Raw genomic sequence first — 13,827 nt, forward strand, 5'->3', positions numbered from 1 at the left:
CACCGCGGACTCACAGCTTGCCATCCACCCCTCTCACCTCAGAGTTTATTCCCAGATCAAGACACAAGCGGGCCTGCCCGCGATGGCGGGGTGTCAGCAGAAGATGTACTAGCTGGCGCACCGCCATCGCAGGCAAGCCAGCTCCCACATTTTTATTTGTGTTTAGTCAGTCAGCAATGCGTCGACTTCGGCACTGCCAGGCGACGTCGCCGGTCCCCAGCGTGTAACCGCCAGCGCCGCCGCCGCATTGGCTCGACGCGCCGCCACTGAAGGGGTTAAACCCTTGGCCAACCCGGCCAGAAACACACCGGCATGGGCATCGCCCGCGCCGTTGCTGTCCACCGCCTGCACCTTGAAACCCGGCACATGCTCGGCCTTGCCGTGGCGACTCACCCAGCAGCCATTCGGCCCGTCGCGCACCACCAGCAGCGCTTCGGCGGGCAAGTGACGGTTGAGTTCGCGCAGCGCTTCGGCCAGCGTACTGGCGCCGCTAAACGCTAGGGCTTCCGGGCCATTGCTGGTCCAGATATCGATGCGCGGCAGCAAGGCAACCATCAAGGCCGAGTCCGGCGCCTTGACCAACGGCCCCGGGTCGAACACCACGGTGATCTCCCGCGGCAGCGCCAGCAGCCAATCGAGCAATGCCTGGGCCTTGCCTTCGAGCAACAGGCTGTAGCCGCTGACGTACACATAGTCGTCCGCGCGCGGCACCACGCCCGCCAGGTCCTCTGCGCTCAAATCCCCTTCAGCGCCGATATGCGAAATAAAGGTGCGTTCGGTGCTGGCCTCGGTCAGCGACACACACAAACCGGTGTCCTTGCCCTCGCTGGCCGGCTGGGCCATTTCCACGCCCTCGGCCTGCATCGCGGCGCGCGCCAGGTCACCGAAGCGCCCGTGGCCATGGCGGCCGAGGTAAACCACCGGCAAACCATTGCGCCGGGCGGCAGCCATCACGTTGAAGCCGCCGCCGGCTTCGAAACTGGCCGATTGCGCCAGCACATCGCCGCCGGTTGCAGGCAGTGTGTCGAGGGCCATGACCAGGTCGACGATGACCTGGCCGGTGTGCAGCAATCTAGACATTAGCGCGCTCTACCAAAGCCGGGCGACGGTCAGCTGCGCCGCCCAGTACTGCATAAATCCCACCAGCCACCAGGAAGGTGACGATCCAGCCCAGGCCGTTGTGGCCCAGCCAGGAGTCGGACAAAGGCCCGGCGAACCAGATATTTTCGGCGGTGGTGCCGATGGTGGTGAAGCTGAAACCCAGCACAATCGCCACAGCCCAGGCGCCGAATGCACGCCATTCCACGCCGCCGCGATACCAGTAGGCGCTGCTTGGGCTTACGTCCAGCAGGTCTTTGGGGCTGTAGTAGTGACGGTGAATCAGGTCGACCACAAAGATCCCGACCCAGGCGGTGATGGGCACGGCCAGCAGCGAGATGAAGGTGATGAACGGGCCATAGAAACTGTCGGCGATCAGCATGAAGTAAATGGAGCCGGCGAAGATCGCCACGATATCGACGATCACCGCGTGCACGCGCTTGACCTTAAGACCCAAGGTCAAGGTGGTGAGACCGGCCGAGTACACCGAGAGGTTATTGGAGAGCAACAGCCCGCCGAACGCGGTGATCAAGTACGGCACGGCCATCCAGGTCGGCAGCATGTCGCGGATCGCGATGATCGGGTCGGTAGCCGACGCCAGGTCGTTGTTGCCCACCGACAGCAGGCCGCCGAGGGTGATCAACAGCACCAGCGGAATGCCCGCACCAAATGCGGCAGACGCCACCAGACGCACGGCCTTGACGCTGCGGTGCTGGTAGCGCGACATGTCGGCACCGGCGTTGGCCCAGCCGATACCGGTGCCGGCGGCCATAGTGCCGACGCCAATGATCATGGCGCTCAGCGGCGCCGGGGTGGCGTTGAACACCGCGCTCCAGTCGATGGTGGCGCAGAGGAAGCCGCCCACCAGGATATTCAACGCGCCGAACACGTAGGTGGCCCACTTCTGGATCACCAGCAAGGTGGCGTGGCCGAGGCCGGATACCGACAGGGTCAGCAGCACGAAAATCGCGATGAAGATCAGTGTGAGTACCGGCGCACTTTTGGCTTCGACCGGCGAGCCGAACAGGATCGAACACAACGACAGCAGCACAAAGGCGGCCGTGGTGGTGTTGACGGTTTCCCAACCCAGGCGCGACATCAGCGAGACCAGCGTGGGACCGATATTGCCGCGCACACCGAAGATGGCGCGCGACAGCGTCAGGCTCGGCGCGCGGCCGCGACGGCCGGCAATCGAGATGATGCCGACCACTGCGAAAGAGCCGGCGGCGCCGAGGATCGCCACAATGATCGCCTGCCAGATCGCCAGGCCACGAAACGCCACCAGGGTCGCGCCGAGCGGCAAGCCGAGGATGCTGATGTTAGCCGCGAACCACACCCAGAACAGTTGCAGCGGATGGCCATTGCACTCGCCTTCGGGGACCGGTTCGATGCCGCGTGTTTCCAATTGCCCGACACTTTGGCCGGAAGAAGTGCTGCTCATGAGGGGTGCTCCTGGTGCCTGTATTGTTGTGGTTGTGGCAGATAGTCAAAGCTTTAAGCGGTCGTCCTGACTCAAACACGATTTAAGGTGGGGGCTGGCTTGCCTGCGATAGCGGTCTTTCAGTGAGTGCATCAGTGGCTGGCACACCGTTATCGCAGGCAAGCCAGCTCCCACATTTTTTGATCGGTGATGATCAGCGCAATTGCAGCAGCCCCTGCACCAGTGGCTGCAAATCCAAACCATTGACCTGCTTGACCTGCTCAATCATCGCCTCAGGCCAGCACTGCATCCCAAGACACGCGCCCAACATCGCGCCCAACATGGCGGCAATGGTGTCGGTATCGCCGCCAAGGCTGGCCGCCAGGCACAGCGCTTCGACGGCATTCATGTCGCCCACCGCCACTTGCTGGGCGAGGGCAAACGACACCACCACCGATTCCTGGGAAGCGACCGAGGTGCCGATCAGTTCGTAAAGCAGATCGGCAAACAGGGCTTTGTCGCCGCTGCCGACGCTCAAGGTGCGTGCCCAACTGATGCGCGTGGAAATCCGCCCACCGGCGATCCAGTGGCCATGGCCTTCGGCCTGCTGCGCGAGCTGGGTGCCAATGTTCAGGGCTTCACCCAAATCCACACCGTTGATACCTGCCGAAACCACTGCCGCCACCGCCGCCGCGCTGGAAATGCCCAGGTTGGTGTTATGGGTGACCTGGCAGGCCTGGATCACCGCCTGGATAAACTGCGCCGGGTCGCTGACGTCGGCGGCAATGCCGACCGGCGTGATGCGCATCGCGGCGCCATTGGTGGTGCCGTAGCGCCCGGATTCTTCCGGGGTGTGCCCGGCGAGGATCATGTCGATGGCGCGTTTGGTCGATGGCCCCAGCAAGTCCTGGGAGCCTTTGGCGCGCATCGCCGCTTCCCACTCGATCAGGCGCTGGGCGAGTACCGTGGGTTCGATTTTGCCCTGCCCTTGCACCAGCAACTCACCGACCAGGATCGCCTGCTCGGTGTCGTCGGTGATGGAGCCTGCCGGCATGTTCGGCGCGATGGGTTGGTCGGCACCAGCATCTTGCAGAGCGGTGATGGCCCCGAAGCGCTGCTGCACCTGCTCGCGGCTCAACGACTGGGTGGGCATGCCCAATGCATCGCCCAGGGCCAGGCCGTAGAAGGCACCGAGGGCGCGATTTTGCGCGGTCATTTCGAAGCTCCAAACTGCAGGTGCAGGCGAAAGTGCAAAGGGTCGAGCAAGCTTTCGACATACTCCATGAGACGCTCGCGGCGGTCGTAGGTAGTGCGCGAGGCTTTGAGAAACACCGTACCGGCTGGGCGGCCGAGCAACTCAGCGTCTTCATCGCTCAAGGGCTCGGCACCGATCCACTGGTCCCCTTCGGCGCCCACGTAGCCGTAAGCGGCCAGCGTGATGGTGAGGGAGTTGTCGATCAGGCCGACACGGGGCAGGCTTTCCAGGCCACCGGTAGCAGGCATCAACGAACGCTCCAGAGAAACGGCGGTGCCATCGGTGGTGCGCCGACGGCGGTCGAGGGCGATAAATTGGTCGCTGCCAAAACGGCTGAGCAGGTCCGGTCGAGTCACGGCTTCCAGCCGCAGGATGTCGGTGGTGACCAGTGCGCCGGTATCGGCCAGCGCCTGTGCCCAGCCACTGCGTTGGTCGAGCACCATGCCATCAAAGGTGACGATGGAGCCGACGCCGCTTTGCGTGGCGATGTAGTTGCGCCGTTTGAGCTCAGCCAGGGCTTCGCGCAAGGTGCCACGGCTGACCGCAAACTCCTCGGCCAGTTGATGCTCGCCCGGCAGCAGGAAACCGTCGGCCATCACTCCACCTTCGATACGGCGGATGAGTTCGTCGACGACGCGTTTTTTCTTATCAAATCGGACATGTCTAATCATGTACAAATTGATAACCGAAAGCGCCCGACAACAGCAAGCGAATTATTTCAGGGTGATGAAAAAGCCAGTCTCAGGGTTCGAGGCCAATGCGGAAAAATTCCCCGCCGCTCCAGACACCAAGCCAGTTCTGACCGTTGATCGGACGGCTGACCGCCAGTTCGACCAACTGGTAAAACACGTTGCGATGCACAAGGGCTTCAAGGTTGGTGCGCACTCGCAGGTAGGGCGCGGGTTCTTGGGTGATCGGGTCGATTACCACGCGCAAGGGGTGTTCAAGGCCCGCTTCAATGTCCTCGTCGACATTGGTGGTGAAGCGCAGCACCTGGCTTTCGCCCTGCCCTTCGACTTCCAGCGTTACCGCGACAAAGGGCGCATCATCGACGCTGATACCGACCTTTTCCACGGGAGTGACCAGGAAATACTCATCGCCATCGCGGCGAATGATGTTGGAGAACAACTTGACCATCGGCTTACGCCCGATCGGCGTGCCTTGGTAAAACCAAGTGCCGTCACGGGCGATGCGCATGTCGATGTTGCCGCAAAAATCCGGGTTCCACAGGTGTACCGGCGCCGGCCCCTTGCCCTTGGGCAGTTGGGCCAATAGATCATTGGCCTTGGCGGAATCGGTCATAGGGTTCTCCTCTGGATTTTTATTGATCACCCATCCCCAACAGGCCACGGGCGTATTGGGCCAGCGGGCGGGCAATCAAGTCTTCTGGCTTGTTGTCGTGGAACGTCAGTAAACCGCCACGACTGCGAATGCGTGCAGTATCAATCAAATACTGGGTGCTGGTCTCGATCAACATGATCTGGATCACGCCGCTGTCCAGGCCGACACGGTCCAACGCTTGCTGGTCGGTCCACTCATCGGCATTGCCAATACGGTCATCGGCTGCCGCAAAGCGGCAATAGAGCAGGTAGTGAGCGCCTGCCGCACGGGCTTCGGCCATGGCTTGTTCGAGGCCTTCCGGCTTGCGGGCGCGGCGCACCATCGGGAAATATTCGACGAAGCCGTTGAAGGCTTCTTCGGCCACCACGTTAGGTCGCGGATAGGCACTGCCCGGCGGTACAAAAGCGCCTTGGGCAATAAACACAAAGGAGTCCGGCTGTATGCGCACCGACGCGGTACGGCGGGTATCACTGTGGTCCAGCAGCCCGGCGTCGCTCATTTGATAGCGGGTGCCTTCGGCCATATCGCTGACGGTCATGCAGCCACTCAGCGCCACTGACGCCAGCAACAAAACCAGACTACGCATCCTAATCCTCCAGAAGCCGGTGACGGAAAACCGGCGAATGGGCACTTAATGCAGAATCCGCGCCATTCAAGAACGATGCATAACCAAATGTGGGAGCTGGCTTGCCTGCGATGCAGACACCCAGGTACATCAAGTACACCGAGGTGATGCAATCGCAGGCAAGCCAGCTCCCACAAAAAGCCTGCTCCTACATTCGATTGTGTGCGGTGTTAGCCGCCGATGATCTTCATGACCGTCGCGCCGCCAGAGAAGGCCACTTCCTGCTTGTCGCCCAGCGCTTTCATCAGCAACCCTTGCAATGCCGGCAGCGCCTGATGACGTGGCTGGTCCAGCAGGTCGCCCACGTAATGGCGGTTACTCGACGACAAACAGCCATGCAACCAACCGGTAGACGACAAGCGCAAGCGCGAGCAGGTGCGGCAGAACGGCACGCTTTCATTTGCGATCACGCCAAAGAAGCCCTTGCCCGGCACTTCATAGCGCACCGCCGTGGCATCAATCGGCGCGTTGGCTTGCAGGTATTCGTGATGTTCGCCGATCAGGCTGAGCAGTTGCTGCAAGCTGACGAACTGCTGCAGGAACGCATTGGAATCCTTGGCCAGGTGGCCCATGCGCATCAATTCGATAAAGCGCAGCTCGTAGCCGCGCTCCAGGCAGTAGTCGAGCAGCGGCATCACCTGGTCCAGGTTCTGCCCGCGCAACGGCACCATATTGACCTTGATCTTGATGCCGGCGGCGCGGGCCTGGTCCATGCCATCGAGCACGGTGGCCAGGTCGCCGCCACGGGCGATACTGCGGAAAGCGTCCGCATCCAGGGTATCAAGGGACACGTTGATGCGCCGAATACCGGCGTCGACCAGCAGTGGCAACTTGCGCGCCAGCAGTTGGCCGTTAGTGGTCAGGCTGATATCACTGAGGCCCATGCCGCCCACGGCGCCCATGAAGGCTTCCAGCTTGGGGCTGACCAGCGGTTCACCGCCGGTGATGCGCAAACGCTCGATGCCGGCAGCTTCGATCAGATAGGCAACGCCACGCGCCATGGCCTCCGCCGAGAGTTCGTCCTGGGCAGCCACCAGCCGCTTGCCGTTTGGCACGCAGTAGGTACACGCGTAATTGCAGGCTGAGGTCAGGCTGATCCGCAAATTGCGAAATCGCCTGCCTTGACGATCAACGATCATGGAACACTCCGGCAGAGGATGGTTCAGGCGCGCTAAAAGCTGACTGAAAAATCAGCTTTTAGCAAGCGTCCTTGCCTGAGTATATTCCTGGGGTACTGCAAGCGGCAGCAAATCATTGCGCCATCACTGTCGGGAATAGCTTAAACAGCGGGAGCGTCGCCGCTCTTGGGCTCAGCGCTCGGCAGCTCAGTGCTGTGCTTGCGCTTGTTGCCCATGCGTACGCCAATGTCCATCAGGAACTGGAAGAAACCTTCCTGATCTTCCAGCACATTGCTCCAGAACGGCGAGTGGTACAGCGCAACGGCGCCATGTACCAATGCCCAGGCGGCGCAGTAGTGGAAATACGGCGGTACGTCTTCCAGCTTGCCTTCGCTGATGCGGCCCTTGATCAGCAGGGTGAGGCGCTCGAAGTTCGAGGCGCGGATCTTGTGCAGCTCCTCGACCATTTCCGGCACCTGATGCCCCTTGACCACCTTTTCTTCCAGGCGGTCAAACAGGCGGTAGCGCTGCGGGTCACGCATGCGGAACTCGAAATAGGCGCGTGACAGCGCCTCCTTGTCCTTGTCCACATCAGCCGAATGCAACAGCTCGTTCAAATCGCGCTCGTAGTCGAGCATCAGCCGCAGGTAGATCTCGGCCTTGGATTTGAAGTGTTTGTAGATCGTGCCTTTGCCGATACCCACGGCATCCGCAATCATCTCGACGGTGACGCTGTCTTCACCTTGTTCGAGGAACAACTTGAGCGCGGTGTCGAGAATTTCCTGCTCACGGCGGCGAAACTCACGGACCTTACGGGGTTCTTTGTGCATGAGGAAGAGGTCTGCAGAGGTCGGAATTAGGGAGGGTTACGCAGGGCCACGGATACGTGGCGATACGATTTACCCGATGCGAGGGATTATCCCGACTGAACGGTCGTTGGGCAACGCCTATGTGAACCCACCGCGCACTTTAGTTTCAGCGCGCCAACGAATGGCCGGGTATCAGTCAGAAATAATACGCAACAACTGCAGCCGTGCATCCGTTCAATGAGAACTCAAGCGAAGCGCGCGTATTCCAAATCTGTTTAAAAAACGACCAATCGCGACTGGACTGAATCGGATACTGATCAATACTTGAACTGTCGGCGTGACATCTCCCCCAAGTGACGCGTCGACCTGGGTACCGACGGACTGTGTGCCCTTGTTTTACTCCTAATGGTCTTAGCCCGGATTCACCCCCCAGAACCCGGGTTTTTTTTGCCTGCGATTTGGTCGCCTCAACCGGCCACGTGCGCCAGCGGAAACAGACGCTTGAAGTTCTCGGTGGTCTGCTCGGCAAAGCGCTCAACGGATTCGCCGCGCAGCATCGCCAGGTAATCGGCTACATCACGCACGTATTCCGGCAGGTTTGGCTTGCCGCGATGGGGAATCGGCGCAAGATAAGGCGAATCCGTTTCCACCAGCAGGCGGTCGGCCGGCACCTGACGCGCCACGTCACGCAAGGCGTCGGCGTTGCGGAAGGTGACGATGCCCGACAGGGAGATATAGAAACCCAGGTCCAGCGCGGCCTTGGCCATGTCCCAGTCTTCGGTAAAGCAATGCAGCACGCCGGCCTGGGGCAAGGCAGCTTCGCGCAACAGCGTGAGGGTGTCAGCGCGAGCGCCTCGGGTGTGGACGATCACGGGTTTGCCAGTCTGCCGGGCCGCTTGCAGGTGCAGGCGGAAGGAGGCTTGCTGCAGCTCGGCGGCTTCAGGCTCGTAGTGGTAATCCAGGCCGGTTTCGCCAATCGCCACCACGCGTGGGTGGTTGAGCTCGTTCAAGAGCCAACCCAGGGCCGGCGCTTCACCCGGCTTGAGGTCCAGCGGGTGGATACCGACCGAACAATCGACATCAGCATATCGATCAGCCAAGGCTTTGACGTCGGCGGCATTCTCCGCGCTCACGCCGATGCACAGGAAGTGCCCTACCCCACGCTGGCGTGCCGCTTCCAGGGCAGCGTCGAGGGAGCCGCCGTGTTGGGCGAGGTCGAGGCGATCAAGGTGGCAGTGGGAATCTACGAGCATAGGAAAGTACGACTTAATTCATGGAAAGTGTCTGGCCAACGATACACCCGTCGGCCACGGAAATTAACGCCGGCCGAGCAAACCCACCCACTGCACCAGCAGTGCTTCGAGCAACAGCACGCGGTTGAGGTTGGCCTTGCCGAGGACTTTCTGGCGTTGGGCCAAAATCCAGTCCTGGATGTTCAGCACCTTGTCCTGGGCGCTTTTTTGCGCCAGATACTGCACCACTTTGCGCATGTCTGGCAGGCCGAGGCCATTTTCGTCCTGGGTTAACTGGTAGCGCAGGATCAGACTCGACCAGTCACAGAACCAGTCGAACAGCAACAGCAACGGGATATCCTTCCAGGCGCCTTCGGCCAGTTGCGTGGCGGACTGTTCCTGCTTGAGCAGCTTCTTGACGCCATCCACCACGAGTGCGCGTTGCTCACGCACGCCTTGGGCCTGCAGCTTAACCGCCGCCAAGGGTGAACCGGCAGCCAGGGTCAGCAACTCGACACGCTCGTCGGCAGAGCATTCCGGCAGCGCCTGCGCCAGCCATTGCAAGCTCATGGCCTCGCTCGGCAGCGGGCAGGCCTGCTGCACGCAACGGCTGCGGATGGTTGGCAACAGGCGGCTGGACTGGTGGCTCACCAGCAGCAGCACAGTGTCGCCCGACGGTTCTTCCAGGCTCTTGAGCAAAGCGTTGGCGGCGTTGATGTTCATCGCCTCCACCGGTTCGATCAGTACTACTTTGCGCCCGCCCATTTGTGCGGTCTGCACCACAAAGCTGACAAGGTCACGCACCTGGTCGACCTTGATCGCCTTATCGGCCTCTTCAGGTTCGAGCAGGTAGTTGTCGGGGTGGCTACCGGCCTTGAGCAACAGACAGGATTTGCACTCGCCGCAGGCTTCCAGGTTGATCGGTTGCTTGCACAGCAGGCTGGCCATCAGGCGCTCGGCCAGGGCGCGCTTGCCGATGCCGATGGGGCCGTGCAGCAAATAGGCATGGGCATGCTGGGCGCGCCCGGCCAATTGCTGCCAGAGGCTGTCCTGCCACGGGTAGGCTTCAGCCACGGGCGCGCTCCAGAAGTTCGGGCAGCAGAGCATCGATGGCCTGCTGTACCTGCGCCAGTGGCTGGGCTGCGTCCAGTAAGGAGTAACGCGCAGGCTCAGCCTTGGCGCGCTGCAGGAACGCGCTACGGACCGCATTGAAGAATGTCGAACCTTCCAGCTCGAACCGATCCAAGCGCCCACGGGCACTGGCGCGAGCCATGCCGACTTCGATCGGCAGGTCGAACAGCAGGGTCAGGTCGGGGCGCAAGTCGCCTTGGACGAAAGCCTCCAGACTGGCGATGCGCTCAAGGGACAAGCCGCGCCCGCCGCCCTGGTAAGCATAAGTGGAATCGGTAAAACGGTCGCAAATCACCACAGCACCCCGTGCCAGGGCCGGGCGAATCACTTCGGCCAAATGCTGGGCGCGGGCGGCAAACACCAACAGCAGCTCAGTGTCCGGGTTCATCTGTTCTTCACCCGTTGCCAGCAACACTTCACGAATGCGCTCGGCCAGCGGCGTACCGCCGGGCTCACGGGTCAACAGCACCTCGATGCCTTCAGCGCGCAAACGCTCGGCCAGGTAATCGCGGTTGGTGCTTTTGCCGGCGCCTTCCGGGCCTTCCAGGGTAATAAACAAGCCAGTCACAGGCAGTCCTTAGTCAGAGTCATTGCGGGCTTTGCGGCGCAGCGGCGTCCGGCGCTGGCTCGGCGGTTTTTTCAACCGGCGCGGCATCGGCCGGTGGTGTCGCGTCTTCCGGCGGTTTTACCGCCGGTGCCGGGCTGGAGCGATAATCGGCGCGGCGCTTGAGCTGGAACTCACGCACGGCGGCATTATGCGCATCCAGGTCATCGGAGAAAATATGGCTGCCATCGCCCCGGGCCACGAAGTACAGGCTGCTGCCGGCCACCGGGTTCAAGGCGGCATGGATCGCCTCGCGGCCGACCATGGCGATCGGCGTCGGCGGCAGGCCGGCAATCATGTAGGTGTTATAGGGATTGGCTTCCTTGAGGTGCGCGCGGGTCAGCTTGCCGGTGTAGCGCTCGCCCAGGCCGTAGATCACCGTAGGGTCGGTCTGCAGCAGCATGCCGATTTTCAGGCGGCGCACGAACACCCCGGCGATCTGGCCGCGCTCTTGCGGCACACCGGTTTCCTTTTCTACCAGGGAGGCCATGATCAGCGCCTGGTAAGGGTCGGTATACGGTGCATCGGCGGCGCGTTGGCTCCATTCCTGGGCCAGTACATCATCCAGGCGGTTGTAGGCTTTTTTCAGGAATTCGACATCGGTCATGCCGCGCACGAAGCGGTAGGTGTCAGGAAAGAATCGCCCTTCGGGAAACACGCCAGGGTGGCCGAGCTTGTCCATCACTTCGTTGTCGCTAAGCCCCGACAGGGTCTGCACGATCTTTTCGTGTTTGGCCAACGCTGAACGCACCTGGCGGAAGTTCCAGCCTTCCACCAATGTCAGGCTGTATTGCACCACTTCACCACGCTGCCACAAGCCGATCAGGCCTTCGGCCGTCAGGCCTGGGGTCATGCGGTATTCGCCGCTGTGCAGCGGCTGGCCTTCGAGGTTGAAGCGCCAGTACAGGCGCAACCAGAAGGCGCCATCCAGCACGCCTTCGGTTTCAAGGCGATTGAAGGTGCCCGTCGGGGTTGCCCCGGCGGGTACATCCAGCAATTGTTCCTGGGTCAGATTCAGGGGCTGCTTCAGCGCAGAGTCGAGCTTCCAGGCCGAGAAGCCCAGCAGCAAGCCTGCCGAGACCAGGCTGATCTGCAGCAGTAAAACCAGTTTTCGTATCAACTCAAATTTCCAATAGCGCGCGAACAATGCCCTGCAGTTTACGGGTGAGCGGCCCAACCGACCAGCTCATCCCGGCGCAACCACGTACGGGCCAAATGCCATAAACGCTGTTGCACACGAAAACTTCGTCGGCCTGTTGCAACTGGTCCATGCTGATGTCGGCCACGGCCACCGGGATGCCCAGGGTTTGCGCCTGGGCCAGAATCTCGGCACGCATGACGCCGGCAACCCCGCAACGATTCAGATCAGCGGTTAGTAACAAGCCATTGCGCACCAGGAACAGGTTGCTGAACACGCCTTCGATGACGCGGCCGGACATATCCAGCATCAAACCCTCGGCATGTTCGGCGTCCTGCCATTCGGCGCGGGCGATCACCTGTTCAAGACGATTAAGGTGCTTGAGACCGGCCAGCAACGGCTGCTCGGCCAAGCGAGTGGCGCACGCAAACAGGCGGATGCCATCGGCTGCATGGGCCAGAGGATAAGCAGCGGGCGGATTGCCCTGCAAGATACGGCGCACGGGGACGCCAGGGTTGATGCCATAGCCGCGCAGGCTATCGCCACGGGTGAGGATCAATTTGAGTACACCATTGCCCAAGGCTGCAGCATAGGCCAGCACTTCGCTGCGGATCAGCGTGTGGTCCGCAACCAGGGCCAGGCGCCTGCAACCCGCCTCCAGGCGTTGCAGGTGGCGGTCGAGCAGCACCGGCTGCCCGGCCTTGACGGCGATGGTCTCGAACAGGCCATCGCCGTACGCCAGGCCACGATCTTTCAGGGGCACGCTGTCCGCTGGCTGACCGTCGACCCAGCTGTGCATCACTCGGCGAACCGGCGGAACACCAGGGAACCGTTGGTGCCACCGAAACCGAACGAGTTGGAGATCACCACATCGATCGGCATCGGTTGCGCTTCGTGAGGCACGAAGTTGAGGTCGCAGCCTTCGTCCGGCTCATCAAGGTTGATGGTCGGCGGAGCGACCTGATCCTTGATGGCCATGACGCTGAAGATCGCCTCGACCGCGCCCGCCGCACCCAACAGGTGGCCGGTCATGGACTTGGTGGAGCTGACCGCCAGCTTGTAGGCGTGCTCACCGAACACCGACTTGATGGCTTCGGCTTCCGCCAGGTCGCCCGTCGGGGTCGAAGTGCCGTGGGCATTGATGTACTGCACCTGGTTGGCGTTGACCTTCGCATCGCGCAAGGCGTTGGTGATGCAACGTGCAGCACCGGCACCGTCGGACGGCGGCGAGGTCATGTGGTAGGCGTCACCGCTCATGCCGAAGCCAATCAACTCGGCGTAAATGGTGGCACCGCGCGCCTTGGCGTGCTCCAGCTCTTCGAGTACCAGCGCACCGGCACCGTCGGACAGTACGAAGCCATCACGGCCCTTGTCCCACGGACGGCTGGCGCGAGTAGGCTCGTCATTGCGCGTCGACAGCGCACGGGACGCGCCGAAGCCACCCATGCCGAGGCCGCAGGCAGCCATTTCGGCGCCACCGGCGATCATCACGTCGGCTTCGTCATAGGCAATGTTACGCGCCGCCATGCCGATGCAGTGCGTGCCGGTGGTGCACGCCGTGGCAATGGCGTAGTTAGGTCCCTGGGCACCCAAGTGGATGGACAGGAAACCGGAAATCATATTAATGATCGAGCCCGGCACGAAGAACGGTGAAATTCGACGGGGGCCGGAATCGTGCAGCGTGCGGCTGGTTTCTTCGATATTGGTCAAACCGCCAATACCCGAACCCATGGCCACGCCGATGCGCTCACGGTTGGCGTCGGTGACTTCCAGGCCGGCATTACGCACCGCCTGAAAACCGGCTGCCAGGCCGTATTGAATGAACAGGTCGAGCTTGCGGGATTCTTTGATCGAGAGATATTCCTCGACATTGAAGCCCTTTACCGAGCCGCCAAAACGGGTGGAATAGGCTGAAAGGTCCGTGTGTTCGATCAGACCGATACCACTGTGGCCAGCCAGAATGCCCTGCCAACTGCTCGGCACATCCGTACCCAGTGGCGACAACATACCCATACCGGTGACTACGACGCGTCTACGCGACACAGCACTCTCCTTT

Annotated in this window: 14 protein-coding genes; all 14 read right to left on the reverse strand. The window is 61.6% G+C overall.

What is annotated here, in order from left to right; genetic code table 11:
• Positions 1–162 precede the first annotated feature (162 nt).
• The 14 genes from AOA62_RS06450 to fabF all read right to left on the reverse strand — a co-directional run bounded on the left by AOA62_RS06450 (position 163) and on the right by fabF (position 13,814).
• Positions 163–1,080, reverse strand: coding sequence for a PfkB family carbohydrate kinase (locus AOA62_RS06450; protein WP_099548158.1), 918 nt, complete (start codon positions 1,078–1,080; stop codon positions 163–165).
• Positions 1,073–2,539, reverse strand: a complete 1,467-nt coding sequence (locus tag AOA62_RS06455; RefSeq protein WP_099548159.1) for a cytosine permease — start codon at positions 2,537–2,539, stop codon at positions 1,073–1,075. Before AOA62_RS06455 ends, AOA62_RS06450 begins: the two co-directional genes overlap by 8 nt.
• A gap of 193 nt (positions 2,540–2,732) precedes the next feature.
• Entirely contained in the window at positions 2,733–3,734 is a 1,002-nt protein-coding gene (locus AOA62_RS06460) for an ADP-ribosylglycohydrolase family protein (protein ID WP_099548160.1), read from the reverse strand.
• Positions 3,731–4,444 carry a GntR family transcriptional regulator gene (locus AOA62_RS06465; RefSeq protein WP_017138356.1) on the reverse strand — a complete coding sequence of 238 codons (714 nt, stop codon included), beginning with the start codon at positions 4,442–4,444 and terminating at the stop codon, positions 3,731–3,733. Before AOA62_RS06465 ends, AOA62_RS06460 begins: the two co-directional genes overlap by 4 nt.
• A gap of 70 nt (positions 4,445–4,514) precedes the next feature.
• On the reverse strand, positions 4,515–5,075 hold the full coding sequence (locus AOA62_RS06470; RefSeq protein ID WP_017138357.1) for a DUF1285 domain-containing protein: 561 nt from the start codon (positions 5,073–5,075) through the stop codon (positions 4,515–4,517).
• A gap of 19 nt (positions 5,076–5,094) precedes the next feature.
• Positions 5,095–5,700, reverse strand: a complete 606-nt coding sequence (locus AOA62_RS06475) for a DUF4823 domain-containing protein (protein ID WP_017138358.1) — start codon at positions 5,698–5,700, stop codon at positions 5,095–5,097.
• Positions 5,701–5,909: 209 nt separating this feature from the next.
• Entirely contained in the window at positions 5,910–6,878 is a 969-nt protein-coding gene (locus AOA62_RS06485) for a GTP 3',8-cyclase MoaA (protein ID WP_017138359.1), read from the reverse strand.
• A 140-nt stretch (positions 6,879–7,018) separates the two neighbouring features.
• Positions 7,019–7,687, reverse strand: a complete 669-nt coding sequence (locus AOA62_RS06490) for a TetR/AcrR family transcriptional regulator (protein ID WP_017138360.1) — start codon at positions 7,685–7,687, stop codon at positions 7,019–7,021.
• A 446-nt stretch (positions 7,688–8,133) separates the two neighbouring features.
• Entirely contained in the window at positions 8,134–8,919 is a 786-nt protein-coding gene (locus AOA62_RS06495) for a TatD family hydrolase (RefSeq protein WP_099548161.1), read from the reverse strand.
• A gap of 63 nt (positions 8,920–8,982) precedes the next feature.
• Positions 8,983–9,972 carry a DNA polymerase III subunit delta' gene (locus AOA62_RS06500; RefSeq protein WP_099548162.1) on the reverse strand — a complete coding sequence of 330 codons (990 nt, stop codon included), beginning with the start codon at positions 9,970–9,972 and terminating at the stop codon, positions 8,983–8,985.
• The gene (tmk, locus tag AOA62_RS06505; protein WP_017138363.1) at positions 9,965–10,597 is read right to left on the reverse strand and encodes a dTMP kinase; all 633 of its coding nucleotides are present in this window, start codon (positions 10,595–10,597) and stop codon (positions 9,965–9,967) included. The genes AOA62_RS06500 and tmk overlap by 8 nt, the downstream gene beginning before the upstream one ends.
• Before the next feature lie 19 nt (positions 10,598–10,616).
• Complete coding sequence (gene mltG, locus AOA62_RS06510; protein ID WP_099548163.1) at positions 10,617–11,753, reverse strand: endolytic transglycosylase MltG; 1,137 nt, start codon at positions 11,751–11,753, stop codon at positions 10,617–10,619.
• 1 nt (position 11,754) lies between these two features.
• Complete coding sequence (gene pabC / locus AOA62_RS06515) at positions 11,755–12,570, reverse strand: aminodeoxychorismate lyase (RefSeq protein ID WP_099548164.1); 816 nt, start codon at positions 12,568–12,570, stop codon at positions 11,755–11,757.
• Positions 12,570–13,814: a beta-ketoacyl-ACP synthase II gene (gene fabF, locus AOA62_RS06520; RefSeq protein WP_017138365.1), complete on the reverse strand. Its 1,245-nt coding sequence runs from the start codon at positions 13,812–13,814 to the stop codon at positions 12,570–12,572. Before fabF ends, pabC begins: the two co-directional genes overlap by 1 nt.
• Between the last annotated feature and the right edge of the window lie 13 nt (positions 13,815–13,827).

The organism is Pseudomonas sp. 2995-3 (assembly GCF_002742565.1).
GTDB lineage: Bacteria > Pseudomonadota > Gammaproteobacteria > Pseudomonadales > Pseudomonadaceae > Aquipseudomonas > Aquipseudomonas edaphica.

Coding starts and splice junctions, on each gene's coding strand:
- pabC (WP_099548164.1), bottom strand. CDS start 12,570: ATGCACAGCTGGGTCGACGGTCAGCCAGCGGACAGCGTGCCCCTGAAA.
- AOA62_RS06465 (WP_017138356.1), bottom strand. CDS start 4,444: ATGATTAGACATGTCCGATTTGATAAGAAAAAACGCGTCGTCGACGAA.
- AOA62_RS06470 (WP_017138357.1), bottom strand. CDS start 5,075: ATGACCGATTCCGCCAAGGCCAATGATCTATTGGCCCAACTGCCCAAG.
- AOA62_RS06450 (WP_099548158.1), bottom strand. CDS start 1,080: ATGTCTAGATTGCTGCACACCGGCCAGGTCATCGTCGACCTGGTCATG.
- AOA62_RS06490 (WP_017138360.1), bottom strand. CDS start 7,687: ATGCACAAAGAACCCCGTAAGGTCCGTGAGTTTCGCCGCCGTGAGCAG.
- AOA62_RS06475 (WP_017138358.1), bottom strand. CDS start 5,700: ATGCGTAGTCTGGTTTTGTTGCTGGCGTCAGTGGCGCTGAGTGGCTGC.
- AOA62_RS06455 (WP_099548159.1), bottom strand. CDS start 2,539: ATGAGCAGCACTTCTTCCGGCCAAAGTGTCGGGCAATTGGAAACACGC.
- AOA62_RS06485 (WP_017138359.1), bottom strand. CDS start 6,878: ATGATCGTTGATCGTCAAGGCAGGCGATTTCGCAATTTGCGGATCAGC.
- AOA62_RS06495 (WP_099548161.1), bottom strand. CDS start 8,919: ATGCTCGTAGATTCCCACTGCCACCTTGATCGCCTCGACCTCGCCCAA.
- AOA62_RS06460 (WP_099548160.1), bottom strand. CDS start 3,734: ATGACCGCGCAAAATCGCGCCCTCGGTGCCTTCTACGGCCTGGCCCTG.